Genomic DNA, 25,249 nt, shown 5'->3' with positions numbered 1-25,249 from the left:
TTTGTTACCTTAGTTTTTTTGGAGAATTCTTTCAGAGAGTTTACAAAGCGCTTCTTTTAATGCAACTTCTAATGTTATTTCTTCACCAAGCTGCATACGCTGTTCAAAACTATTTACAACTTCAGTAAATTGTTTATCTTTATAGCCTAAATTTGTCAGTCCGCTTTTTAGATCTTCTACAATTTGTCTGCGAATTATTTTTTGTTCAATTTTCTGTGTGATTTTATTTTCTGTTACTATAGATCCAGCAATATTTTTTGTGATAATTGATTTTTGTATCTCCACATCATCTTTATGTCGTGCCAATAATTTTTGCACTTTTGTTTTAAGCTCGAGAATAAGGCGTTCTGCTGTTTTTGGGCCAATTCCGGGGGTAGCAGTTAATTTCGCAATTTGACCACAGTTGATGATTTCACAAAGATCGTGTCCATCCATAGAGCCTAAAAGAGCAAGCGCTGCTTTAGGTCCGACTCCTGAAACAGAAATAAGTTCTTGGAAGACTTTTTTGTCGAATTGAGTAATAAATCCAAATAAACGAATAGCATCTTCTCTCACGTGTGTTAATACATAGATATAGGTTTCTTGGTTTGAGGGTGGAAGTAAACATAAGGTTGATGCAGGAACTTCTAATTCATAGCCAACTCCATTCACATCTAAAAGAATACTTTCTGGATTTTTGTTAATTAATATTCCACGCAAAGAACCTATCATTTATTTGTTCCTTTCTTGTATTACAATGATTTCTCATTCATACAATGCTGAATAAGATTCTTCAGCATTCATCATACATAAAGCAATCAATTTTGTATTAACTCTTGTATTTGGTATGTGTAAAGTATGTGATGGAAAGATTAATTTTTTAAATGTGTTATGGACAAATAAATTAAAATAGTGTTTTTTAGAAACACTCATGAATTTTAAATCATGTAATAAAGGTGTTTCTATTTGAATTCATTGGCATATTTCTTTTTTAAGACAGCAGGAGGCTCATATCATGGAAGATATCGTACTGGGTGAGTTTTTAGGATGCATTTTTTTAATGCTTTTTGGTGGAGGTGTCGTCGCTAATTGTGTTTTAACTAAGTCAAAGGGTTTAAATGCAGGTTGGTTGGCAATCGCGATCGGCTGGGGTTTTGCAGTTATGGGTGCTGTTTTTGTTGCTAAATCCACTGGTTCCGCCCAAGCCGATCTCAACCCAGCTGTGACTCTCGCAAAGTATTTGTTAGGTGGTATTTATACTTTAGGGCAACTCACTCCTATTATTCTCGCACAATTTCTTGGTTGTTTTGTTGGATCTGTTATTGTTTGGCTTGCCTATTACTCCCACTGGAAAGAAACTAAGGATCCTTCTACTATTTTAGCCGTTTTTTCAACAGGACCTGCCATTCGTAGCTCAGGAGCAAATTTTATAAATGAAGTGATTGGCACTTGTGTCCTTGTTTTTGGCATTGGCGCCATTTTTGGTAAAGCTACAAACAATGGGGAGATTTCACCGGCTATGGGGCCTTATTTCGTCGGTTTACTCGTTTGGGCAGTGATTCTATCTTTAGGGGGAGCAACAGGTTGTGCGATCAATCCTGCACGGGATTTAGCTCCGCGTATAGCTCATTCACTATTGCCCATTTCAGGAAAAGGGAATTCAGATTGGAGTTATGCTTGGATTCCTGTATTAGGTCCTATTGTCGGCGGCATTTTTGGAGCTTTGCTTTGGCGAGCATTTTTGTAATTTGCTAAATTGAGCTAAACTGCTTTTTCTGCATTGAGTGTGGTATCGAGCATTTATTTTCCTGAGTTTGGAAATGCTGTAAATCTTTGCAGTGATTGAGAAAGTGAGTTTATGTCAAAAAAGTTAAATGAATCTCTTATTATGAAGGCACTCGATTGGGCTTATAGCAAAGCTATTACTCAATCCTTGCCAGGTTTAGACAGTGCATATTCACTTGCAGAAGATTATTTAAAAGAAAAAGGGACGCTCGCAGAAAAAGTAGATTCCTTAATCCGTTGGCAGAACACGAAGGCTGCTGCTTTTGGCTTTGCTTCAGGTTTAGGTGGATTTGTCACTGTGCCTGTAGCCATCCCTGTTAATTTAGCCAGCGTGATGTTTGTCCAAGTGCGGATGATAGCTGCCATAGCAATTATGAATGGATATGATGTAAAAGACGACAGAGTAAAAACTATGATCTTTGCCTGTATGTGCGGATCCGCGGGTGGTGATATTTTAAAAAATGTTGGGATCGACATTGGTTCAAAATTATTACATACAGTAATTCATAAATTGAGTTTAGAAACTATTCAGCAAATTAACAAAGCGGTTGGTTTTCGTCTTTTGACTAAATTTGGTGAAAAAAGCGCGGTCAATATAGGAAAAGCCGTTCCATTAATCGGTGCTGTTATTGGTGGAACATTCGATGCTGTGACGACGAATATTATTGGTGAAGTTGCAAAAAAAGCTTTTTTAAACGTAGATCCTGAAATCATTTCATAATGAATCAAAGTCAAATATATTTTTATTTAAAATTTTTATAAAACTTTCGCATAAAATTAAAAAATCATTTAAGAAAGTTTAGGTGATCATTTAATGAGATACTATAGATGGAATGAAAAAATCTTTATTTAGTCTTAATATTTTCAGCAGCTCCTACATATGATAATATTTCAAATAGCTTTACTATTACGAATGGATAATTCCAAAGAGTATTTATGAAACTTATGATTGGGGTTTCGTAAGATATCTATAGACGGGAATGGGATCGGTCGCTTTTTCTTGTGGTTTTTATCTTCTATATCTGAAATTGGGATTATAAGCGATCTGAATAGCACATCAAGATCAAATATCTACAAAAATTATTTTGTTAAAAATTTTGCCTGATATTTTAGTATTGTAAAAATATATTTTTTCACATTTTTCTAAAATTCCGCTACCTTCATTTGCTTTACATTTTAACATAGGATCTTTTCCATTTAACACATATGTATTTTCGTTGATAAAAGCTATATCAGTTGGTTCGTATTCTTTCTCATATGATGAGAATATAAAGTTAGCTTCATTTGTTTTAATATTTGAAACAAATCCTTTATTTCCACCCAAAGTAGCTATTGAATAAATATGGTTTTTATTTATTACGATTTTATCTAAATTTAATAAAGCTGACTTCCCATTTATATTTTCATATTTAACTTTGTTATTAAAATCTTTACAATTTATAGCTATATTTGACTTATCATCGAAATCACATGAAACAATAAATTTATATGTATTTTCAGTATTTTTTTTAGCATTATTTGTTGAAGAGTTGCTATATCGATTTATTAAATATATTTTATTTTGATAAAAATATATACCATCATGTGGATAATTATTATAAGAATCTAAGCCTTTAACTTTTATAGGTTTAGGATTATCTTCGATGTTTTCTAAATTAATATATGAAATAATATTACCAATTTCTAATGGATTATGTGCTACAAATAATTGATTGTTGTGTATTGTTAGACCTAAAGGATTTTTAAATTGACTAAATTGTTTTTTTATTTGTAAATTTCTAGAATTTTTTTCTATACTTAAAGCATAAAACTTATTTTCTTCTGTAATGTCACCTGTATCCGATTTCTCATTAATAACATATATATGCTCATTATAATATACTGTACTTACATAGTCAGTAAATATTTCTTTTAGTTTTTTATCTACGGCACTGTTCCCACTGTTTAAAAAATTACAGTTATTAAACTCATCAATATTTATATCGCAGAATACTAAATCTCCATTATTAGTATTTATCAAATATGCAATTTTTTTAGCTTGTCTTGTATCAATTGCATTTTCTGTATGATTTTTGCAAGAAAAAGTTGAAAAACTAATTAAAGTGACGAATAAAAAAGCAACTTTAATCTTATTAATTGATGCAAACATTTTAACCTCGATTTATTGGTGCTTTACAAAAAATTTTAGAGACTTATTATTGAGCATATATGAATTATTTATTTTGCGAAATGGTCAAGGTTTATATTTTAAAAAGCGTCAAAGCCATGTCAAAATTAGAGTCTCAAATTTGAGAATTTTGCCAAATTAAGCATTCATTCTATAGATGAATCAATACGAACTATACAATTTCGAACATGATTTCATTTCTGCGAAAAAAGGGAAGGGTCCATGGAGGATTGTAATATGCTAATAAAAATGGACCTTTTATTTTAATATTTTTTTCTTGTGCATATAATATAATTTTATCTAAATGAATTTGTATATTTTTTTTAGTATTTCTTCCTTTGTATCTGACAACGAGAAATTTTTTTATGTCTCTCTCAAACAATTGTACCCGCGAGTTGTTAGGCGATGGAATGTTATCTAAATTAAAAAATGCGGGCATTATAAATTCAATTTGCCAATTGAAATCACCCGATCTTTTTTGAATGACAGGAACGGACATTGGAATTTTTTCACTTCGGCGGCTGATGGGAGCCGTCATTGGAATTTTTTTCTGGGTTGTGTTATTCCCAAAAATGTAATTCGCTAGTAGAAAAAAACCTTCCTGTAATGCATCTTTTTGTTCGCCCGAAGTTTCAACTTGTGCCACGATCATTTCTGCATAATCACGGATTTCAAAGGCACCATCAGAGATTGTGACTTTATACTTTGCTTCTTCGCTTTTTGCCATGGAAACCCCCAATACACAGAAAGAATAAATGGAATAGGATAAACATTCAATTGAAAATCCTCAGAGGATTTTTGACTAACTGGCAAATAGGAACTATACGGGGGGTATCTGAACTTGTTGTTTTGAGGTTTGCAATTTTTATTATATTGACGCAATCTTTGAGCTGCAAATTTATATAAGTTTATTTGGAACTTATATTGAGCCATCATTTTCAATTAAAAAATTATTTTCGGAGAGAGCATGAGGATTCAATTCATTTTTTTTTCTTTATTAACTTTTGTTTCTTGTATTTCAATAAATAATAATAATCAGCAAAGAATTGTAAATGATCAAGCTATAATTTCAAAAAGTGGCATCATCACGTGTTTTCCAGAAGGAACAAGAACCGCCGACCATAAAATAGCTCACTGTGAAGCTTCTGCTGTCTCCTTTTATAATAACAAATTGGTTTTTGGCAATGATAAACCCTTAAATCCTCCATTTTCACCTGTTTTTTCAATTGATTATAATTCTATTGGACATACAAAAAAGCAAAAAGTTACATACCACACACAGAGTCATTTTACTCAACCAAGAAAAATCGAAGATATAACAATATCTTTTGATGAGAAGTATCTTTTCGCTATTACAGCGTTTGATTATCAGAAAAAAGAAGAATTCGATACAAATGGCACTCTTATTTATTGGCGTTCGAATGATTTTAACAAAGTAAATTATATGCAAATAAAAGCAACAGAAGGTCCAACAAAAGATCTTCGTAAATATATCTCCGATGCACTTGGCAGTCCAAAATATTTTAAAATTGAAGGTTTAGCTATTATGCCAGACAATCAATTTTTAATCGGCGTGAGAGAGCAAGGTAACAGTTATAAAGATTTTAATTATACCATTAAATTTATCTCTGTGAGTTACGGAGAAAAGAATGCCGAAATTTATTTAAATGATGATTTTAAAATAGTTTACGAATTTAATGATACAAAGAAATTTGTCAATGAAGAAATTAGTTTATCAAGTATTGAGTGGGATAAATTCAATAATAGACTTTTATTATTAACAAGTTTTGAGTCAAAAAGTGGGAGTATTGGTGCTTATTTGTGGACACTCAATCGAGAAGATATCATTCAAGGAAATGCACCACAACTTGTCTCACATAATTCTGTTCCTTTAAAGTTTAATAATAAATCAGAAGGTTTAACCATAATAAACAAACAAAATGTTTTCATAATCAATGACGATGATAGATATGTAAAACCAACACAAATAGATGGATTTCAATATTATAAGAAAGCCAATGAAGCTATTTATAATATCGTTCAATTCAAATCCTCAGAAAGTCAATGATTTTTTAGACTTTATTGTTTAGCAACACAGAGTGATAAACCTTCTTCTAAAACTTCTTTTGGTAGGTGTCTACCAATAAAGACCATTCTTGTTTTTCTCTCTTCGCTCGCTCCCCAAGGTCTGTCTTCATTACTTCCCATCGTTGTATGTACGCCTTGGAAGACAATGCGGTTTGGTTCGTCTTTTACGTTTAAGACCCCTTTATAACGTAAGACTTGATTGCCAAGTTCAGCAATAACGAGCTGCATAAATCTATTTAAACGCTCCATGTCGAGGGGACGTGTTTCTTCGAGATAAATACTTTGAATGGCATCATCATGATTGTGCTCATGATATTCTTTAGTGATGTCTGGATTAAGCTCTGCTCTTGCTTGCAAATCAAATGCATTTATACCGAGCACTTCTGGTATTTGAATATTAGAATTAATTGTTTTAAAAATGCGAGCGATTGAGTTAATTTGTTTTATTTTTTTCTCGACTACAGCAATTTCTGTTTCTTTAATCGTGTCTATTTTATTTAATAAAATAACATCGGCAAAACCGATTTGATCCTGTGTTTCTTTAATTTCGGATAAATTTTGATCGATGTGTTTTGCATCCACAACAGTTACAACGGCATCTAGAAAAAAATGTTTGCGCAGATTTTCATCCATAAAAAATGTTTGTGCAACGGGGCTTGGATCGGCCATACCTGTTGTTTCAATGACAAGATGGTCAAAATCTATTTTTTTAGCAATGAGATCGAGACATATTTTAGTGAGATCTCCACGGACAGTGCAGCATACGCAGCCGTTATTCATAATTTTAAGTTCTTCACCAATACTTTGCACAACTAATTCTGAATCTAAATTGACGTCACCAATTTCATTTAAAATCACCGCAATTTTTTTTCCGTGATTTTCAGATAGCATTCGGTTGAGAAGGGTTGTTTTTCCTGAACCGAGGAATCCAGTGACAACGGTGACTGGATATTCTTTGTGACTCATAGTGTTCTCCATCAATTAATATAAGTGCATCAAGCAGCAATGCTCTTTTATATCAAAGTCTCTTCCCATGGAAACACTATTTTACCCTCATCTTTCAAAGATAATGCTTTTTTTACGAGCAAAGAGGCAGACTCTTCAGCCTCTTTTTTGCTCACTTTTCCTTCATTGAGACTCTCTTCTAATAAATGCCGTCTCTTCTTGGACACGGCACGTAGATATTTCTCTTTAATATCAAAAGATTCAAGTCTTAGAGCCAAATTTAAGACTTTATCGGAGAGACTGCTGCACAATACCCCTAAATGCTTAGGGTCCAGTTCGGAAATTTTTGCAACTGAAATAAGTTCAAATTGTAGTTTTTGGGCAAGGTCGGGATCCTTGAGGGTGATTCCTTCTAGCAGTTTTTGCCTCTGCTCAACAGGTGAAGCCTGGAGTACAGCCAAAATTTTTTCGAACCCACCTGCCGAGGTGATGACCGTTTTAAAATTTTTGTTTAACTTTTCGAGTTCTTCATGGAGATTTTCAAGCTCTAAAGTATCGACATGGTTCATCTGACTGATGCGTAATATAAGTTCAGAACGGATGGATTCAGGCATTAATTTAAAAAGTGCAGATGATTTTTCAGGCGTGCAGATGGACAAAACAAGCGACATTGTTTGCGGAAGTTCATTTTTGAGCCAATTTGACAAAGATCGATTGTCAATTATTTCTAGAAATCTCCGAATGTCATCAACGATAAAAGAATCGGAAATACTGTCAAACCAATTGTCATCTTTTAATGTGCTATTTGCTGATTTTAATATTTTTTTAACTTTTTCTATAGAAAAATCATGTTTTTCCATATTTAATTTTTTTATAATCTCTAAAAATTCCTTAGCAATTTTATCGATGTCACTGCCTGCCATTTGTGGCAAACGGCTAAATGCTCTAAAAATTCTTTTTATTTCATGTTTTGGTATGTTTTGTACAAGTTGACTGGCATTTTCTTCTCCTGCTAGGGCAAGAATTGCGGCAGCTTTTTGCTCTGGAGTCATTTCTCTGCTTTCTAAAAAAATTGATTTTTCTACATTCTAGCTCTATTTTTATCTTTTAGTACAACTATCCTAACGAAAGAGGATTTTTTATGTCAACTATAGAACAAATCGAAGTCAAAAAACAAAGTGAAATTAAAATCAATGAAAACAAGTACACACGCGTAACATCGCATTTGGTTTTGAGTGCGCATTTAAATGCTGCAAATACGCTTTTTGGTGGATTGCTTATTCAATGGGTCGATGAATGCGCTGGTATATTTGTGATGGAAAAATTAAAAACCCATCTTATCGTAACAAAAAAAATATCTGAGGTTTTATACAATGAGCCTTCACGTTTAGGTGATGTGCTTGAGCTTTTATGTCGCATAAAAAAAGTGGGTAAGACCTCTATAACAGTAGAGTGCGTGGCAAGAGCGAAACAGATTGACAGTGATGACCGTCTCCGTATTATTCTTAACTGTGATTTAGTCTTTGTAAAAATAGATAAATTTGGGAAGCCCTCCCCGCATAATTTTATTTTAGAGGATAATTAGCGTATGCTCTTGAGAAAAGCATTTTATTATTTGTCCAGTGATGAATCCACTTGTCTATGGGAACCTTCGAAAGAAAGAATAGAATCTTCAAACATTGTCCGATTTATCAAATATCTTAACAATAAATATTCACTAAATCTTACAAACTATGAAGAACTTTATAATTGGTCTGTCTCTATAAATACAAATGATAAAGGGTGTGAAAAATTTTGGTCCAGTCTATGGGATTTTTGTCAAATAAAAGCAGAAATAAAAGGAGAGTGTATTCTGCAGCATGGCGATGATTTTTTAAATGCCCAATGGTTTTCTCAAGCGCGACTCAATTTTGCAGAAAATTTGCTCAGAAAAAAAAACAATGACACAGCCTTGTATTTTCGGGCTGAAAATATTTTTACTCGTAATATTTCTTTTCAAGATCTTAACAGTCAAGTTTCTAAACTTCAACAATTTTTAGTTGAAATAGGCATAAAGGAAAATGATCGAGTTGCTTTGTTTGTACCCAACTCAATCGAAGCCGTTATTTTTTTATTAGCATCAGCAAGTTTAGGAGCGATTTGCTCTTTTTGTTCACCTGATTTCGGAGTGCAAGGAGTTGTTGATCGCTTTGGTCAAATTGAACCTATTTTATTTATCTACACAGATAAATGCGTCTATAATGGGAAAGTATTAGACAACCAAGAAAAAGTAAATGAGATTATTAAAAAAATTCCTTCACTTAAAAATATTATCTGCGTTTCTTATTTTAACGTAAAAATTTCTCTAGAAAATATGAAAAATTTTCAAAATATTTCTTCATACGTATATTCTGAAATTTTAGAAAAGTATGATGAAAAAGAAATTATTTTTAAACAACTGCCTTTTAATCATCCACTTTATATTATGTATTCGTCAGGTACGACTGGTATTCCAAAATGTATCGTCCATGGAGCTGGAGGAACGCTTTTACAGCATTTAAAGGAACATATTCTTCACTGTGACTTTAAAGCCAATGACAAAATATTTTATTATTCGACTTGCGGGTGGATGATGTGGCAATGGTTGGTCTCTGCTTTGGCTTCTGAATGTTCTTTGTTACTTTATGATGGGTCGCCGTTTTCTCCCGATCCTCAAGTTTTATTAAAATTCATTGATGAAGAAAAAGCTCAATTTTTTGGAACCTCTGCAAAATATATCGATTCCCTTAAGAAATTGCATTGTCAACCAAACAAAACTTTTGGATTTAAATCATTAAAAACTATTGGTTCAACAGGTTCGCCGTTACTAGCGGAAAGTTTTGATTTTGTCTATGAAAGTATTAAGAAAGATGTCTGTCTTTCCTCACTTTCCGGTGGGACAGATATTATTTCTTGCTTTGTATTAGGAAATCCTATTGGCAAAGTTTATCGGGGTGAGATTCAGACCCGTGGGCTTGGTATGAAAATAGAAGTTTATGATGAAAGTGGAGAAAGTGTTTTTCAACAAAAAGGAGAAATGGTTTGCACTTTTCCATTTCCTTCTCAGCCGGTTTATTTTTGGAATGATCATGAAAAAGTAAAATACAGAGCAAGTTATTTTGAGCGTTTTAAAAATACATGGCATCATGGAGATTGGGTTGAAATTACGCAGCACAATGGAATCATTATTTATGGTCGTTCTGATGCTACTCTAAATCCCGGTGGAGTGCGAATTGGCACAGCTGAAATTTATCGACAAGTAGAGCAATTTGAAGAAGTTTTAGAGTGTATTGCTGTAGATCAAAACTGGAAAAATGATAATCGAATTATTTTATTTTTGCGATTACGAGAATCTTTTTCGTTAACGGAAAAATTAATTTTAGATATTAAAAATTCTTTACGAAATAACTGTTCACCACGTCATGTGCCTGCAAAAATTATTGCAATCCCTGATATTCCTAAAACAAAATCAGGAAAAATTGTAGAAATAGCCGTGCGTAATATAATTCATAATATTGAAATAAAAAATAAGGAATCCATGGCAAATCCAGAGTGTCTTACTTTTTTTAAAAATATAAAGGAATTGAATATGGATTGATTCAGATTACTTTATTTTTTTGAAAGCCATTGAATTTTATTTTTTCAAATATATCCATTGAATTTAATTTAAATAATAGCTCTTGTACTTCTGTTTTATCGTTTGAAAATAAAATAAAAAAAATCCGGGTTTTAACGAAATAGTATTGATAAAGAAATGAAAGCCAAATGTAGTTTTATATTGCAGAGGGCTCGTAGGTAAAATAAAATCAAGATTTTTAGAAACATTTAGAATTAATTCTTTTCCAATTTCAGGTTAATATTTGTTTTTTGCAGTGCTGTGACTACCCAAATCAATTTATTCAATTTTAACAATGCAGAGTTTAGCTTTTACAACTTTGAGAATTTATGATCCTTTGCTGAAAATAATTTCTGTGAAAGATTTTCCATCGCAGTTAATATCAAATTTTATCACATAATAGTTTAAATCACGACCTGTATTTTTGAGGCCGTCTGTAGAAAAGAAATGATAGAGCTCTATGCCATAAGGAATTAGGTTTTGAGGTGCGACCGAAGTGCTTTTGTTTCCGCATGATATAATTACTAAAGTACAAAGAAATATGATAAGAAATCGTAGTATTTTATTCGACATACTTTAAGTCTCAAATAAAACATTAGAATATCTGAAAACAGTCAGTGATAATAATTTCACGATCCATCTTAAATTTCGATAGATTTTTTGCAAGCTTTAACATGGTTTGCCAAGCTCATTAAGCTTTTAACCAATTGAGGGGATGTTCTAGAGTTGGTTCTGCAATGACGAAAATCTCCCCTGGTAAGGGCATCGATGCCTCACCAGTGCTGTTTCTTTTGGGGTATTTTGGGAACAAAATATAGCCATCTTTAGGGCTTTCTAAGGGATTTTGTCTTTCATCGGCTCCTACGATCATGTTTTTAGTAAGCTTGTGAAAATTACTAAACCCAGCATTTAAACATTTCTTAGGTGAATCAAATGGCTCTCTATGCGAAATTGTTAAGAACTCAAAGTCATTGTTTTTTCGACTGAGTTTTTCAATGGAGATACCACTGCTAAATACCTTATCGATACATTTAAGTGCTCTTTTTAAGACTGAAAAAGCAAGAGTTTCTGCAGAGTCAGAAAAACCTTGTTCGCCAAGTTCGAGGGTGATGCCTATTTTTTGCAAGCTGCGTACATATTCATCGCTGCACATTCCAGCTTGGGAAAAGGGAGCTCCTTTTTTACGTGTGACAAGAGTGGAAGCTCCTCCCACGGCACGGGCCCAGTGGTAACTGTCATGATTCATTTCAAATATATAGAATGGCTTGAGGCTTGGCATTATGGTTTGATGGAAATCGATAAAGACATCTGCACTTTTTAAGAGAGGCATGAGTTCAACAGCGCGTTTCCTTTCAAGTGTTAATTTGCCTTTATAACTCTCACCAAAACTACGATTGAGATCGCTTTCAACATAGCGTAAGTCTTTTTTAGCCGCTTCGATATTGCCTAGAAGAAAAGAAACTTTTCCGCCAAAGCTGAGTTCTTTTTGTAAAAGTTTATTTATACATTTAATAATTGCGGGCAGAGAGCCTGTTTCGTTACCATGGATAAGTCCAGCAAAGACAATATGACCTCTATGCTTATTAAAATTTAAGGTGAGAGTGTTTGACAAATTGCTATTTAATTTTTTTTCTAATTGCATAAACTCATTTAAATAAAGATCTAGTTTTTCTTTTTTAGAATACAGCACAGGGTTTCCTTATAGTTAATAAAGAATGAACAAATAACCTTTGTATACTATATTTTATTTATTTGAAAAGCAATTCTTGAAATCTGAATTTTTTAGATATTAACAAAATAAAAAATGTAATAAAATAGAATACGAATTGACATCTATTCATTCTGTATTTATATTTTTTTGCATGTTTATGATTTTAATTTTATTTTGAGATCATATGCATTTTTTAATTTATAAATATTTATTAAAGAGGTTAGCCTTGCCAATTTATGTATACGAACCAACAATTTGGTCCGAAAATGAATCCGTCAATGACTGTTGTTTTTTCGATACATTGCAGTCACTTAATGCCGAGCTATTAAAAACGTGCCCGACTTGTGGACGTGCTGTTCATCGGGCTGTCGCTGCTTTTAACATTAACTCTCAAGCTCAGTCAGCAAGTGCTATAGCAAATAATTACTCTGCTTTTGACAAGACAAAGGGAGACTCTCCTGCTGCAAAAGCTGCGCGTTTAGCTATGCGGCATGTCTGTGGTATGGGATGTAAGCATTAATTAAGTTCAAAGTGTTATTTAATTTCTTGCCCTATAATTTTAAATCTTAATCCTTTCATTTCGACATTCAAATAATAATTATCTGGATTTGCATTAATAGTGTATCTTTCTTTAGTGCTATTTAAAATAGTCACCTTCCATGTACCTTGGGAGGACTCCTGAAAAAAAGCATTCGACAAATAGGAAAAATTAAATTCATTATTCTTTATTAATTCATCATATCTAAATAATGGATAGATTTTGGAGGTTAGTTCAGTATCATTATGGCTAACTAATGAATTTCCAGGGTATCATAATATATTTTTTGTATGTAATGGTGATTCTATTTTGATACCAATACCATCGGATTGAAAAGTATCAAGAACAGGCGTAACTTGGATAGATTCTATCTTGAAATTTTTATTTACTTTTATTTCAAAAACTTTACTTTTATTTGGTTCGATTACTTCATTAAACACTTGATCAACAATATATTCCTCAGCTCTTCCGATAAATTTAGGATATTCTGTTTTACGCGCTTCCTCTAGCGCTTTATTTGCATCAATCAGACCAAAACCATAATAATTATTATAATGAAATTTTTCTGCGGAATGATTCACTATCCATTGATCTTCATCCCAAAAATCTTTAAAATTATTATTAAAATGGGCCATTTCCTCTAGAATTTTTATACAATATGGCTTTGGTTGAAATGAGGATACTTTAGAATAATTAGCTGTCTTCGCTAAAATATACTTTACATCTCGCAAAGATAGGTTTGGATTTGTCTCTAATATAAGTGCAATCACTCCACTGACCATTGGTGCAGCTGCAGAGGTTCCTGAAAAACTTATTGTATAATTATTTTTCATTTCATCTGGTAATGCACGCGTTTCAAAAATGGAATCATAATCAAAAGGATTATTATGAATGCGCGTTGTGAAGATTGCAGGTAGATATTTTTGCTCATAGACATCCGTTTTTGGCACTGCTGATAGGAGATGGTCATTTTTTTGCGCACTTTGGTTGTTGCCACCAAAAGCAGTGATCCAAAGGTTAGCACCTATACTAGAAGACCTATTGATGATACCATGAGACATAGCATTCGCAATAGTAATAGTATATGGGTTTGAACTGATTAAATCCACTTGAGACATAACAGGGCGTAAAGATTTATAATAGAGCTTCTGTTGTTCAGTCAAAGTTGCAATTCCATTATAAATAAGATCTTCATCTATATTTTTGGAATTTAAAGCTTTTTCTGAATCGCAAGTGGAATTTCCGCCAGATTTTACGATTATAAAACCGTCAGGATTATTTGCAATTTTATAATTGTCTTTTATTTTATTATTTATTATATATTTTTCTCTTCTGTCACTATCGTTGTAATAAAATAAACCTGAACTACCAAAGCTTTCATTAATGAAATTGAACTTTTTTTTCAAAGCATAATCATATAATTTAATTCTCTGATCAAATAATGAAACTTTATTTTTATTTTCCAAATCACTCACTATATTTGCAGAGCCTATTTTTGCTTTAGGTGCTATTCCTGTAAAACTATTTGCAAGAGGTCTCGCTGCTATAATACCAGCAACATTAGTGCCATGATTCGATTCTGTGTCTTTTTCTGTTTTGCCAATTTGTATTACTGGATTTATATTTTCAGCTGCTGGATTTTTTAAAAAATCAATTGAGCTGTTAGCTAATATACTATCTTGCAAATTTGGGTGATTAAAATCCACACCACTGTCTGCAACTAAAACTTTTACATTATTGCCTGTGATCGTGTTAGGCAAAGTAATATTTATATCATATCCTGTTTTTGCCACTCTAAAGTTTAACATTGTTTGGCCCGTATTTTTTAAATACCATTGTTGCTCGAACAGAGAAGAAATAATTAATGGTTGCTTTTGAGCTGGTGGAATATAACTTGGAGTTTTATTTTTTTCAAATATATCACCACAGCCAGCAATTAAAAAGCATGCTATAAAAAAAAGAGATATTTCTTTAAATTTAAACATAACAATATTCCTTCGATATTACTATTCTGCTTTTGGAAATTGAGTTATAATCTCAATATTTATGTTTTTAACCTTCAGATGAGCTTTTAAGTTTTTAAATGTGTTCATTATATTTGAATTTTTCACAGCGCGCGCAACAAGAATTCTATCTTTTGGATATGACGAAATTATTTGAATATCATACTGATTCTCAAAACGTTTTTTATCGGTTATATTGTCATTTAAAACAATAATAAAATATCCATTTATGACCCCAACAGTTAAAGTATTTTTATCATAAACGACGAGAGAATAATTTGGATTGAAATGTTCAGGTGAATTATGAATTTTGTCAGATTTACTTGAAACATAATAAAAATTTTCATCTTCCCAAAGTACTTCTTTCATTAAATTATTAAAATGATTTTTATCAATTGCTAAAATATTTTCTGCAAAGTACCATTGAGATTCACTTGGAACTTTTTGTTGAGAAGCATTCATTAAAACGTTTTTAAAACCTTTTTCTTCATACAAGATTTTTAAATTAGACTTTTTTTGTTTGAATTCTTGAACTTTATGTTTTTCTTTGTCTATGATTTCCTTTTCAACTTTTTTCTCATTCTGTATAGCGTTCATATTATTTTGCTGAGATTGTTGCTCTCTCTTCTCTTTTTTTAAAAAAATAAAAATACTGATTATAATAACCGCTGTTATTGATAGAAGGATGACAATATTTTTAGTTTTCAAAAAAACCTCCATGATTTATTTAATTTGGTATGTCGGCATTTTTTAAAACTGATTAATATCAAATAGACATTTTTTTTTATTATCGTGGCACATATTATCTATTAAATTTTAAGGCAAAATTTGCAGTACTAATTTTTAATATAATGCAATTATTAATGGTCAATATGCTTTTTATATATTTTAAAATTCTGATTTCTTATTGCGCATGATTATTATTTTTATGAGTCATAATATGGAGTGATGATGAAATTATACTAGTACTACTTCGTTAATTAAAAATATGTTATATTTAAGTCCTCGAAATATTTTTTTGAGGTTGAATCATGAAAATAGCAAATATAAAAGATCTTTCATTAAAAGTTTCACAATTTATCGATGGTTTTAGATCGGTTTTTAAAAGAAATGATAGAGTACATTGGTGTAAAACTTACATATATGGATTGATATTAGATGGCGAGAGAAAATCTATAGGAGCAATGGCATCAAGAATTTCAAATGCAAATGAACAGTCTTTACAGCAATTTGTTAATCAAAGTCAATGGTCTTTTCATGAGCTTATTATAAGTTTAAATAAATATATGATTAATAGACTGAAAATGAATGAATTTATTTTTTCTCTCGATGATACAAGTCTTCCAAAAAAGGGGGATGAGAGTGTTGGTGTATCAAGACAATATTGTGGAGTTCAAGGTAAGATTTCTAACTGTCAAGTAATTGTTACCTTACATGCGATTTCTAATAAAATATATTTTCCAGTTACTGCAAGGCTATATTTGCCAGATGGATGGATTAAAAATTCAAAAAAATTAGATAAAGTAAAAGTACCTTTAGAGGAAAGAAACTTCAAAGAAAAGTGGAGAATAGCACTTGATTTGATTGATGAAAGCATCCAGTTATTCAAAATAAAATCATTAGTTTTTGACGCAGCTTATGGGTGTAATAGAAATTTTCTAAATGAACTTGATAAGAGAAAAATAAATTTTGTAGGACATATTAGAAATAACGAGAAATTTTGGTCAAAGAATATTCCAATAAAAAGTGTAGTTCCGAGAAAACGCAATTTACAAACAAAACTTAGAGATTATGACAATCCTGTAGATAATAGATATAAGCCCCGCTCTGCTTTAAGGATAGCAGAAGAGTTATTTTCAAAAGGAAGTAATATCAAAATAATTCAAATCCGACGGAAAAATGAAAATATAAAAGTAGAATATGTTGCTACAAGAGTTATGGAATGTATTTCAAGACCTTGGCAAAAAGTTGGAAAAGAAAGATGGCTTCTAGTTGAAAAAAGAAAAGATGGAGTTTTAAAATATTATATTTCAAATTATTCAAAAACTTATCCAAAAGATGAAATAATAGAACTCATGCATAAAAGATGGAAAATTGAACAGGGATACCAGATTTTAAAAGAAGAATTGGGTCTTGATCATTATGAAGGGCGTTCGTGGTTAGGATTGCATCACCATATAGCTTTATGCTTTTTAGCATATTATTTTATAAATGAATTCGATAAAAAAAAACTTGAGATCTCATTTTCTGCTGTAAGGCGATATATAAATCGTATTTTTCAAACTATTTTTTGTCCATTTTGTGATAATACTTTTCCTTGCTTTCCTAAGCTTATTTTAAATACTTCTTAGATTTAACGAAGTAGTACTAGAAGCTGTCCAACATAATTTTTAAAGGAGATTAATTATTTTTAAGAGGATGATACCTTAGTTTTCGACAAAAAAAACAAAAAAGGTACCATCATGGAATATAAAGAATTTTTAAGTGCTTCTCAAATCATGATTCTATTTTTACCAGAGATCCGATCAAGGAAGCACGATCCAGCAGAAATTCTTTCTGCAATATTTTATAAATTAATTACTAGTATTCTATGGAGGAATTTAAGCAGAGAAAATCCGCCGAAAAGTACTTGCTAATACTGGTTTAAAAGCCTCTCAAAGTTGGATGCATGGAAAGAAACTATACACAGTTTTTTTGCAAGCTATAAAAAATATTTTGGTGTAAATTTAAAACCAGTTTCAGTAGTTGGCTTTTTGTAAAAGTTGTTAAGGGTGGAGCAATGATCGGGAAAACTAAGATTGGAAAAGGAACAAAAGTCATGCAAATGGAAGACAAGGAGGGGCTCTAAGTTTCTTTGCATATTTAGTTACTGAAAATGTAAGAATTTCCTCTAAAAGCTCTATAAAAGCTTGAGCATTAGCAGTTAAGAAGCCAATATCAAAACCCTGGGATCAAGTCGTTGCTTATGTAAGATGTCCAGATGGAACTCAAGTTGAAATATGCGCACCTGTGAATTGCTAATGTATTCTGTTAATTCCGTTCGAAAAATAAAATTGTTTTTGGCTTTTTTTGCAGATCGCGCATGGTTTGATCGCCGCGAGCTATAGCGGTTGCTCGGGTGATTTTCCCTTTTTCAACTTCGAAGATTAGGACCCCGATTTTTTGCATCACCATAAAAATACCGAGACCAGCACCGGCCGTATTTTGGCTTATACCGACTCTTGGTTCTTTTAAACCGAGAGCATGACAGATGTATTTTTCGATCACACCACCGTAAAATGTGCCAAATTGATCGCTAACTGAGAGGATAAAGTTTAAGGTATCAAAAATACAAAGTAAATTTACTTTTTCTTCTTCACTCAAGGCTATGGGAATACTTCTGTCGGTTGAAGCACGTTTGGGGTTTGCATCCCATATCGCATTCATCAAAAACTCATCTAGAATATCCCCCATGCTCTTTGCATAGGAGCTGGTGCCGGCTACAAGTTTATCTTTATTTTTTTGTATTTCTTCTTGGAAAAAATCTGTTACTTTTTGCTGAAGTGTGCTTCTTTCGGATGAGTGAATAACGTCATGCTTAAAGCAAACGTTATTTTCTTTATCAAAATAGGAACAGATTCCTTTTTTATCTGGAGAATTTTTAAAAACAAAAATATGGGTCAAAAAGATTTTAAGGAGATCGTTAGGAGGATTTCCAATGATAAAACGGATCTTCTTTAATTCATCTTTATGGCTTTCGAGTTCAAAAGACTCCTTTTCCTGTGGCATTAAGATAAAGTTTTCATTTACTAAAGTATTATTTTTTTTAATAAAACAAATAAAGTCATCCACATCTAGAATAAGAAAGGCTTGAGGATTCGATTTGAGCTGGTTCATGATTTCATGGTTGCTAAGATTTTGCAGTAGGGGAATTTTTGATTCATCACACACACTTTGAAAAGCATTCATCTGTGCCGGCGTAATCCGCTTATTCAGGTTTTCAGCTATATAGAGAGTGGTTGATGTCATCATAAGCCTTATAAAACTAGTTTTACAAAATTGTGACTCTTTTTATACCCTTGGTCAAAGTGATATGTCGGTCTTATTGAGAGAAAAGTTTACTATTTAAACAAATAAAGTGTCTCTCCTGTCGCCAATTGACGCTTTGGCAAATTTAAATCCTCCCAACTTGAATCTCCATTTTCATCGACATTTTTATTGTAGCAAAGAGCGCTCATGATAAGGTAATGGCGGTCTTTTTTAGATTTGACATCAATGCGGGCAAGAGAGTTTTTATTTATTATATTCATGTAGTTACGAATTTGGTGAAGATGCTCTAGGTCTTTTTTTCCTGTTTTAAAATCGACGATCAGAGCAAGTGTGGTCTCAGGAGAGGTATCACAGATTGCTTCCTGCACTTTTATACTTTTTTCTTGTGCAAAATCATAAGCATACTCAAAGCCTGTCTTGAGAAAATCCGATAGGTCATAAAAAGAGAGAAAATCGAGGATATTTCTCGATGAGTTTAGAAAATGCAACTTAGCTTCCCGTTTAGACCAAATTTCAAGCTCATGAAAAGTTTGGTAGGAGTTTCTTTCTAATAAGTTTAGCACAGAAGATTTGCGTGATTTTCTATTTTCAGCTGCTGCATGATAAAGAATTCCTTTCGTTATTTGCATTCTTTGCAATTTTAATTGAGCCAAAATTATATGAATATCTTCTTTCTCAGGTGAATAAAATGAATCTGAGGGATTTGTTAAAGCAATATTTTCGGATTGTGCTTCGATTTTAGGACCTAAAATACATTTGAACGTTTGTTCAACTTCGTTTTTTTTGTTGTCGGTTGAAATTTCAGTTTGTAACTTTAAATTGTTTTTATAAAAAGAGTAGAATTTTGGGCCAAATTCATAGTATGATATATTATGACATTTTGATAAATATAACTTTGCTATATTTTCATCTTCTTGAAACCAAGGTTCAGGCGGAATGGGTGTGGGTAAACTTCTTGAACCTTTTCCTTTGATTTTTTCAGGAGTCCTAAGCATAAAATGACTGTCTAAATATTTTAAAAAAACCTCTATTTCCAAAAATTTTTGCATAGATTTTTCATCGCTTTTTAATTCATGGATATTATCGCGAATGCCTTTCTTCTTTCCCCGAATGGGTTGAAATAAAATAAGATGAGACTGTGCACGCGTGAATGCTGTGTAAAAAACTCTTTGACGTTCGAAATCTTTTTCAACTTTATTTCTTAATTTTGCAAACCAATGAACTTTACTTAAGCTACCATCTTTTTTATATTCAATTGCGTGATCTTCATCTGTGAAATAAATATTTTTAATTCTTTTCAGAACTGAGAGTGAATTATCATCATCCTGTAACCAAGAAATATCGAGAGTTTGTGATGACTGTGCGACAGTAAATTTCCCACCGCTTTTATCGTTAGAACTATTGGGTAAAAAGCAAACAATTTTCCATTGCAAACCTTTAGAGGCGTGGACTGTTTTGACTTCGAGTGCATCTATTGTTTGATCAATTTCGTTTTTGAGTGCGTGAATATCCCAATTTTCAATGGAATCTGGAAAAAAATAATCGAAAATTTGAGCCGTATTTTTCTTTATTTTTTCATCTATCTTTTTTAGGAGTGCGCAATTGAAAGAGGGGGAAGAAAGTTTGGATATGAGTGTTTTGGCAAATGGATCCATCTTTGCACAAAAGACAGACGCTTGTAATTTAGAATCTTGATTAACATGTAAATCAACGATGCTCCACCTTAAAAGTTGCCAGGCCTTGTAAAAATTATCTTTTGCAATATTTTGATAAAAATGAATTAATTTTAAAATATTATTTTCAGGATTTTGGCCATTTTTAAGTTGTACGAAGTAATTTTCTGTTTCTGTATGTGAATAAGGAGAGAGTGAGCTTTGCATGATTTCATATAAATCATAAGAGTCACTTTCAAACGCGAGCGATTTTGCCAAGGCCAAAGCAACATTTAATTCTTGCAGATCTATTTTTAATTCTGCATTTTTTGCACTGCATTTAATGGGTATATTAAATGCCTTCAACTTTTCAGTTATATAGAGAGCATCTTTATTTGTTTCACATAAAAAAACAAAATCTGACCAATTATAGAGTGAATTATCTTTGAAGGATTTTAAATAATGAGCGTAATAAGTGATTGCATAATCTTTTAGTGAAGTTTTTTCTGCATTTAATAAAGCTATAAGCTCTGAGTTACTTAAGCGTTCACTATTAAGCGAAGCTGAAACTAAGAAAATCGAAGTGGAATAATCTATAGTATAATTTTCAAATGAATTATTTAGAAAATTTACTTTGGGTTCATGAGCTTGTAGAGAAAAATTACCAACTTCAAGTGGATTGTCATCAATGTATTTATTTAATGATTCTTTAAAAAAATATGAGTTTATAAATGCACTGGGAAGCGTTGGATTATTCCAAGAAAATGTAATATTTGCAAGCTTGTTAATTTCGTTTAAAAGGGTTGCAGTTGATCGGAAATTCTTTTTCAGCTCAATGTGTTTCCAAACTTCATTCTTTTTTAAATTTTGGAAGACATCGACGCTTGCACTGCGAAAACCATAAATACTTTGTTTAGGATCTCCTACAACCACCATACGTGCTTGGCACTCTTTTACTAGGTGCGATAAAATTGCATGTTGGATGTGATTAGTGTCTTGATACTCATCTACAATCAGTTCTTGAATTTGAATAGGAATATTACTTTTTAAATTTTCTTTTAAGAAAACGGTTTTGTCTGCATAGGTCAATTCGCCTTTCAACAATCTTTTTTCGTATTGATCTCGAGCAATTTTATGCATATCAAATAAAAGAAACATAGTTGCAGGATGGACATTTTGTGCAGAAATTCGGATATCTTTTTCACTAGCGGAAAGAAAATTTTCACTGCACATTGTTGATAATAAATTTTCTAAAGTTCCTTTACTTTTTTGATACCCTTTTTTAAAACCGCCAGATAAAATGAAATCAATAGCGGAAAATTTTTGAAATTCGCTCAAGGAATTATTTTTAAAATAAATTGTAAGTGCTCTATCAAGCTCTTGGCAGACTATATTTTCATTAATAAGTTGAAGTTTAGGGGGCATGGAGTTAATATTTTGCAATGTATTATAATTTCCCCACCAAGTTGGGTAAATACACTGCACAAGTTCTGCAAAAAAACTATCGATAGTGGAAATATGGATGAGTGGATATAAGTCCTCTGACTTCTGTTCCCGGAGTAATTTTTTTTCAACTCTTTCAGCAATTTCTTTTGCCGCATCCTTGGAAAAAGTAACTACAAAGAGCTTACTTGGATTGACTGTTATAGAAGGGTTTTTATGGTTTAATAACCAAAAAATCCGTTCCGTTAGCACTTGCGTTTTGCCCGCTCCCGCTCCTGCTTCAATAATGAGATGTCGCTGTGGCTCTGATTTTTTTGGAAAAAATTCTATACAACTTTTTTGTTCTAAAGTAAGTTCAGCCATCGTTTTCGCTTTCTTCATTTTCCGCAATATATTTATTTGAAACGGGGCAGATATTTTTATAATCACAAAACGTACATTGTGCAGAATTGATAGGATTAGGGAAGAAATTACCTTCTCTTAGATTTCTTGCATATTCGCTATATTCTTCATAAAGTTGATTATAAAATGCTCCGTCTTTTACCATTGGTGGAGAAAAATCATATTCAAGAATAATATTTTTTTCTTCATCTAAATTTTTAAGTTGAAAAAGAGAAAAAGATTTTATACAATGATAATAATCGTCTTCTTCATTTAAAAGTTTTTGTGCGGCCCATGCCAAAGAATAAAGTCCACCTTGCACACTTAATTTATAGCCTGATTGTGTGTACTTAATTTTTGAGGGCAGCAAAGTTAATTTTTGCTTTTGCTTTGAGGCTTTCGAGGTTTTATAATCGATAATATGCAAGCCATCGGGTGTTGCATCGATTCTATCAATTTTGCCAATAAAAGTTAAATCTTCAAGGTTGAGTTTGATATTGCGTTCTCTCTCCACACCTGTTTTTTTATTAGGAATATTTTCAGTGAATATTTTTTCGAGCATAAGAAAGCGATAAAATGTTCGTTTTACTGTTTCTCTTTCAATATCTTTTTCAAATAAACTTTTATCGGTGTCTGGTAATTGCCAGAGAAGATCTATATTTTCTTTAAAAATGGCAATAATTTGTTTTCCATATTCACTATTGGCTTTATCTATTGCGGATATGAATAAATTGTACCATATTTCTTTTTCTGAACTTATAAAGTGCTTTTCATCCTTCAAATTTTCAAGAATATTCTTATAGATTACAGACATTACAGAGCTATAATTTATATTGCCTAGAGTGATAACTAATTTTGTAATTATCTGCTCAGCAATACTATGCATTTTACTTCCTATGGCCATATTATCTATATTCAAACTCTCATTTTTTAATTTTTTAATTGCCAATAAATCTGAGAGAAAGTATTGAAAAGGACATAATATATATCGTTCAAACTCAGTAATTGAAATAAAATCTTTTGCTTGAAAAAAACGCGTTTTCCAATCGGGTATTACAAAGTTTGGGTTTTGACTCGGTAAATATAAGCGTGTGTATAAATGCGAGTGAGAAAAAACAGGAAGCTTTTCACCCAAAGAAAAAATATTTTGTTCGGGTTTTAAATAACTCGGAAAATTTTCGAGTTCTTCGCTATTTTCAAGCCAAAATTCGATAGGAATTTTGTGCGTGCATAGATTTTGCCAAAAACCTCGATACATGATTTCACTTGCTGGGAGATCGATAATAACGCCTTTCCGTCTTAAAATTGAAATGGCATTGTTGAGGACTTTGACATGAAAACTTGAAGAAGTAGGGGCATGAGCTCGTCCAGCAGCTATAATTTTAATTGGTAGATTTTCACCATTAAGAAAGGAGAGAGCTCTCGGGCATTCTGAAATAGGGTGAGGATTTTCTAAGAAGATTGTTTCGCTTTCAATATTTTTTTTGAAAAAATAGAAAAGAGAGTTTTTATCAAGCTTTCTATATTTTAAGCCATAACTTTCAGAAATATGACTTAGAGTATCTTCTTTGGAAATAAGTGAAATAGCATTTAAATAATTTTTAAATAAATCATCTATTTTGGGAAAAAATTTATCAGCATCAGTATAATTTATATTATTATTTTGCCATGCATCAATGTCATTGCTTGTAATAGCATAGGAACCTCCTGCATCAGAACGTGTTTCTTTAAAACTTCCAGGGTCAAAATCTGCTAACAGTGTGAGGTTATTTTTATTTGCAAGAGTTGAGGTTAACATTTCAAAATAGCTGTGTTTATTATCAGCAACCCAATATGAAATGTTGGACAAATTTATATCAAAACTTTTTTGAATAGCTGAATCGTGCGCATTTTTATTCTGATTTATTATTGTCCTTGAGTAATAAAAAACGTTTGAAGTAAAATTTAAAATTTCACGAGCCTCAAGGATAGCATTTTTAAATTCTTGGACAACAATACTTTGAAAATTTCCTGGCTTAATGCATTCATGTTCAAGAATTTCCTCTATATTTCTCTTTACTATATTTGTGTATTCAGGAGCTGAGACCCATAAAATATGGCCCTTTAAAAACTGAATAGGCAATTCCAATTCAGCTTGTTTTTCTTTATTCAGCAGATGTGAACGGAAAGAAATCTGTAAGTATTCATTTACGAAACTTTGTAATCGTGAGTAATTTTTTAATTCTAAAGATGCATATTGATAGACCGCCATGATTTGGCGGAGAGCAAGTTCGTTGATTTCTTGAATTGAGTGAATATGTTCTTTTTCTTGGGTGTTGATAATCAATTGAATAAAATTTAAATCTTCTGGCCAACTTGTATCGATAAGGGAAAGAATTTGTTTAGCGAGGGGAAGTGAGTCACTGCTGGTATAACCAAATAATTGTAATATAATTTCAAGGAAATGCTCTTGAGTTATTACATCTAAGTATGGTTTATTAATAAATTCTGGAAGTTCAGATAAGATTTTTTTGTCAGTTGTTGAGGCCAGAGTAGCACAAAAATTTCTTGCTAAGCTGTCAAGTGTGTACATCGAAATACCCATCACGGAATTAGATGGCTCACAAGCTGGATTGTGTTTTTCAATTTCATGAAATAATTGATTGCGAATGGCTATGAGATCTTCTTTTCTTTCACAGACAACAGACCAATTTATATTCTCATCAATTTGTTGTTTCGCACAAAAATTTTTAGCAAATTCTTTTATGCTTTTATGTTGGCACAGAAACATCGAATCTTCAAAAAAATTTTTCTTCACTCTGATTACCCTTAATTAATAAATGCACAGGTTATATGCGCATATCTAAGAAAGCTAATAGAATAGCTATGACTTGACAATAAAAAGACAGAGTCTT

18 protein-coding genes are annotated in these 25,249 nt (G+C 31.9%); 7 read left to right on the top strand and 11 right to left on the bottom strand.

From position 1 onward, the window contains the following. Positions 1 to 9: 9 nt before the first annotated feature. On the bottom strand, positions 10 to 711 hold the full coding sequence (gene ruvA / locus EZS29_RS08150; protein ID WP_130608656.1) for a Holliday junction branch migration protein RuvA: 702 nt from the start codon (positions 709 to 711) through the stop codon (positions 10 to 12). 283 nt (positions 712 to 994) lie between these two features. Here ruvA and EZS29_RS08145 point away from each other — a divergent pair, with 283 nt between their 5' ends. Both EZS29_RS08145 and EZS29_RS08140 read left to right on the top strand, forming a co-directional pair. Continuing rightward, positions 995 to 1,726 carry an MIP/aquaporin family protein gene (locus EZS29_RS08145; RefSeq protein ID WP_130608653.1) on the top strand — a complete coding sequence of 244 codons (732 nt, stop codon included), beginning with the start codon at positions 995 to 997 and terminating at the stop codon, positions 1,724 to 1,726. A gap of 111 nt (positions 1,727 to 1,837) precedes the next feature. Continuing rightward, entirely contained in the window at positions 1,838 to 2,485 is a 648-nt protein-coding gene (locus EZS29_RS08140; RefSeq protein ID WP_130608650.1) for an EcsC family protein, read from the top strand. A 342-nt stretch (positions 2,486 to 2,827) separates the two neighbouring features. Here EZS29_RS08140 and EZS29_RS08135 read toward each other — a convergent pair whose 3' ends face one another. Further along, positions 2,828 to 3,913: a hypothetical protein gene (locus EZS29_RS08135; protein ID WP_130608647.1), complete on the bottom strand. Its 1,086-nt coding sequence runs from the start codon at positions 3,911 to 3,913 to the stop codon at positions 2,828 to 2,830. A gap of 190 nt (positions 3,914 to 4,103) precedes the next feature. Continuing rightward, entirely contained in the window at positions 4,104 to 4,658 is a 555-nt protein-coding gene (locus tag EZS29_RS08130; RefSeq protein WP_130608644.1) for an SOUL family heme-binding protein, read from the bottom strand. A gap of 240 nt (positions 4,659 to 4,898) precedes the next feature. Here EZS29_RS08130 and EZS29_RS08125 point away from each other — a divergent pair, with 240 nt between their 5' ends. Then, entirely contained in the window at positions 4,899 to 5,999 is a 1,101-nt protein-coding gene (locus tag EZS29_RS08125) for a hypothetical protein (RefSeq protein WP_130608641.1), read from the top strand. An 11-nt stretch (positions 6,000 to 6,010) separates the two neighbouring features. Here the strand turns inward: EZS29_RS08125 and EZS29_RS08120 are convergent, their stop codons facing one another. Next, positions 6,011 to 6,985, bottom strand: a complete 975-nt coding sequence (locus tag EZS29_RS08120) for a CobW family GTP-binding protein (RefSeq protein WP_216678654.1) — start codon at positions 6,983 to 6,985, stop codon at positions 6,011 to 6,013. A 47-nt stretch (positions 6,986 to 7,032) separates the two neighbouring features. Next, entirely contained in the window at positions 7,033 to 8,016 is a 984-nt protein-coding gene (locus EZS29_RS08115) for a FliG C-terminal domain-containing protein (RefSeq protein ID WP_130608634.1), read from the bottom strand. Positions 8,017 to 8,105: 89 nt separating this feature from the next. Here EZS29_RS08115 and EZS29_RS08110 point away from each other — a divergent pair, with 89 nt between their 5' ends. Beyond that, on the top strand, positions 8,106 to 8,549 hold the full coding sequence (locus EZS29_RS08110; protein ID WP_130608631.1) for an acyl-CoA thioesterase: 444 nt from the start codon (positions 8,106 to 8,108) through the stop codon (positions 8,547 to 8,549). Positions 8,550 to 8,552: 3 nt separating this feature from the next. After that, the gene (locus tag EZS29_RS08105) at positions 8,553 to 10,580 is read left to right on the top strand and encodes an acetoacetate--CoA ligase (RefSeq protein WP_130608628.1); all 2,028 of its coding nucleotides are present in this window, start codon (positions 8,553 to 8,555) and stop codon (positions 10,578 to 10,580) included. A 709-nt stretch (positions 10,581 to 11,289) separates the two neighbouring features. Here EZS29_RS08105 and EZS29_RS08100 read toward each other — a convergent pair. After that, positions 11,290 to 12,288 (bottom strand): succinylglutamate desuccinylase/aspartoacylase domain-containing protein, encoded by a 999-nt coding sequence (locus tag EZS29_RS08100; protein ID WP_130608625.1) that lies wholly within the window; start codon positions 12,286 to 12,288, stop codon positions 11,290 to 11,292. A 247-nt stretch (positions 12,289 to 12,535) separates the two neighbouring features. Here EZS29_RS08100 and EZS29_RS08095 point away from each other — a divergent pair, with 247 nt between their 5' ends. Then, positions 12,536 to 12,829 (top strand): FmdB family zinc ribbon protein, encoded by a 294-nt coding sequence (locus EZS29_RS08095; RefSeq protein ID WP_130608622.1) that lies wholly within the window; start codon positions 12,536 to 12,538, stop codon positions 12,827 to 12,829. A 290-nt stretch (positions 12,830 to 13,119) separates the two neighbouring features. Here the strand turns inward: EZS29_RS08095 and EZS29_RS08090 are convergent, their stop codons facing one another. Further along, on the bottom strand, positions 13,120 to 14,832 hold the full coding sequence (locus tag EZS29_RS08090; protein WP_130608619.1) for a S8 family serine peptidase: 1,713 nt from the start codon (positions 14,830 to 14,832) through the stop codon (positions 13,120 to 13,122). A 21-nt stretch (positions 14,833 to 14,853) separates the two neighbouring features. Next, a complete protein-coding gene (locus EZS29_RS08085; protein ID WP_130608616.1) occupies positions 14,854 to 15,558 on the bottom strand; it encodes a hypothetical protein in 705 nt (234 codons plus the stop codon). Positions 15,559 to 15,881: 323 nt separating this feature from the next. Between EZS29_RS08085 and EZS29_RS08080 the strand changes: the two genes are divergently transcribed. Further along, the gene (locus tag EZS29_RS08080; protein WP_130608613.1) at positions 15,882 to 17,201 is read left to right on the top strand and encodes an IS701 family transposase; all 1,320 of its coding nucleotides are present in this window, start codon (positions 15,882 to 15,884) and stop codon (positions 17,199 to 17,201) included. Between the two features lie 679 nt (positions 17,202 to 17,880). Here the strand turns inward: EZS29_RS08080 and EZS29_RS08065 are convergent. From EZS29_RS08065 to EZS29_RS08055, 3 genes are all read right to left on the bottom strand, one after another. Beyond that, positions 17,881 to 18,861, bottom strand: a complete 981-nt coding sequence (locus EZS29_RS08065) for a hypothetical protein (protein WP_145987938.1) — start codon at positions 18,859 to 18,861, stop codon at positions 17,881 to 17,883. An 89-nt stretch (positions 18,862 to 18,950) separates the two neighbouring features. Further along, entirely contained in the window at positions 18,951 to 22,337 is a 3,387-nt protein-coding gene (locus EZS29_RS08060; protein ID WP_172603847.1) for a UvrD-helicase domain-containing protein, read from the bottom strand. After that, positions 22,330 to 25,152, bottom strand: coding sequence for a PD-(D/E)XK nuclease family protein (locus EZS29_RS08055; RefSeq protein ID WP_130608601.1), 2,823 nt, complete (start codon positions 25,150 to 25,152; stop codon positions 22,330 to 22,332). The genes EZS29_RS08060 and EZS29_RS08055 overlap by 8 nt, the downstream gene beginning before the upstream one ends. Positions 25,153 to 25,249: the final 97 nt, after the last annotated feature.

Origin of the sequence: Fluviispira sanaruensis, assembly GCF_004295685.1 — a bacterium.
Classification (GTDB): domain Bacteria; phylum Bdellovibrionota_B; class Oligoflexia; order Silvanigrellales; family Silvanigrellaceae; genus Silvanigrella; species Silvanigrella sanaruensis.
The sequence above is the reverse complement of the archived record's forward strand: the minus strand, read 5'-3'. Positions and strand labels throughout refer to the sequence as shown.

Coding starts and splice junctions, on each gene's coding strand:
- ruvA (WP_130608656.1), bottom strand. CDS start 711: ATGATAGGTTCTTTGCGTGGAATATTAATTAACAAAAATCCAGAAAGT.
- EZS29_RS08145 (WP_130608653.1), top strand. CDS start 995: ATGGAAGATATCGTACTGGGTGAGTTTTTAGGATGCATTTTTTTAATG.
- EZS29_RS08140 (WP_130608650.1), top strand. CDS start 1,838: ATGTCAAAAAAGTTAAATGAATCTCTTATTATGAAGGCACTCGATTGG.
- EZS29_RS08135 (WP_130608647.1), bottom strand. CDS start 3,913: ATGTTTGCATCAATTAATAAGATTAAAGTTGCTTTTTTATTCGTCACT.
- EZS29_RS08130 (WP_130608644.1), bottom strand. CDS start 4,658: ATGGCAAAAAGCGAAGAAGCAAAGTATAAAGTCACAATCTCTGATGGT.
- EZS29_RS08125 (WP_130608641.1), top strand. CDS start 4,899: ATGAGGATTCAATTCATTTTTTTTTCTTTATTAACTTTTGTTTCTTGT.
- EZS29_RS08120 (WP_216678654.1), bottom strand. CDS start 6,985: ATGAGTCACAAAGAATATCCAGTCACCGTTGTCACTGGATTCCTCGGT.
- EZS29_RS08115 (WP_130608634.1), bottom strand. CDS start 8,016: ATGACTCCAGAGCAAAAAGCTGCCGCAATTCTTGCCCTAGCAGGAGAA.
- EZS29_RS08110 (WP_130608631.1), top strand. CDS start 8,106: ATGTCAACTATAGAACAAATCGAAGTCAAAAAACAAAGTGAAATTAAA.
- EZS29_RS08105 (WP_130608628.1), top strand. CDS start 8,553: ATGCTCTTGAGAAAAGCATTTTATTATTTGTCCAGTGATGAATCCACT.
- EZS29_RS08090 (WP_130608619.1), bottom strand. CDS start 14,832: ATGTTTAAATTTAAAGAAATATCTCTTTTTTTTATAGCATGCTTTTTA.
- EZS29_RS08080 (WP_130608613.1), top strand. CDS start 15,882: ATGAAAATAGCAAATATAAAAGATCTTTCATTAAAAGTTTCACAATTT.
- EZS29_RS08065 (WP_145987938.1), bottom strand. CDS start 18,861: ATGATGACATCAACCACTCTCTATATAGCTGAAAACCTGAATAAGCGG.
- EZS29_RS08060 (WP_172603847.1), bottom strand. CDS start 22,337: ATGGCTGAACTTACTTTAGAACAAAAAAGTTGTATAGAATTTTTTCCA.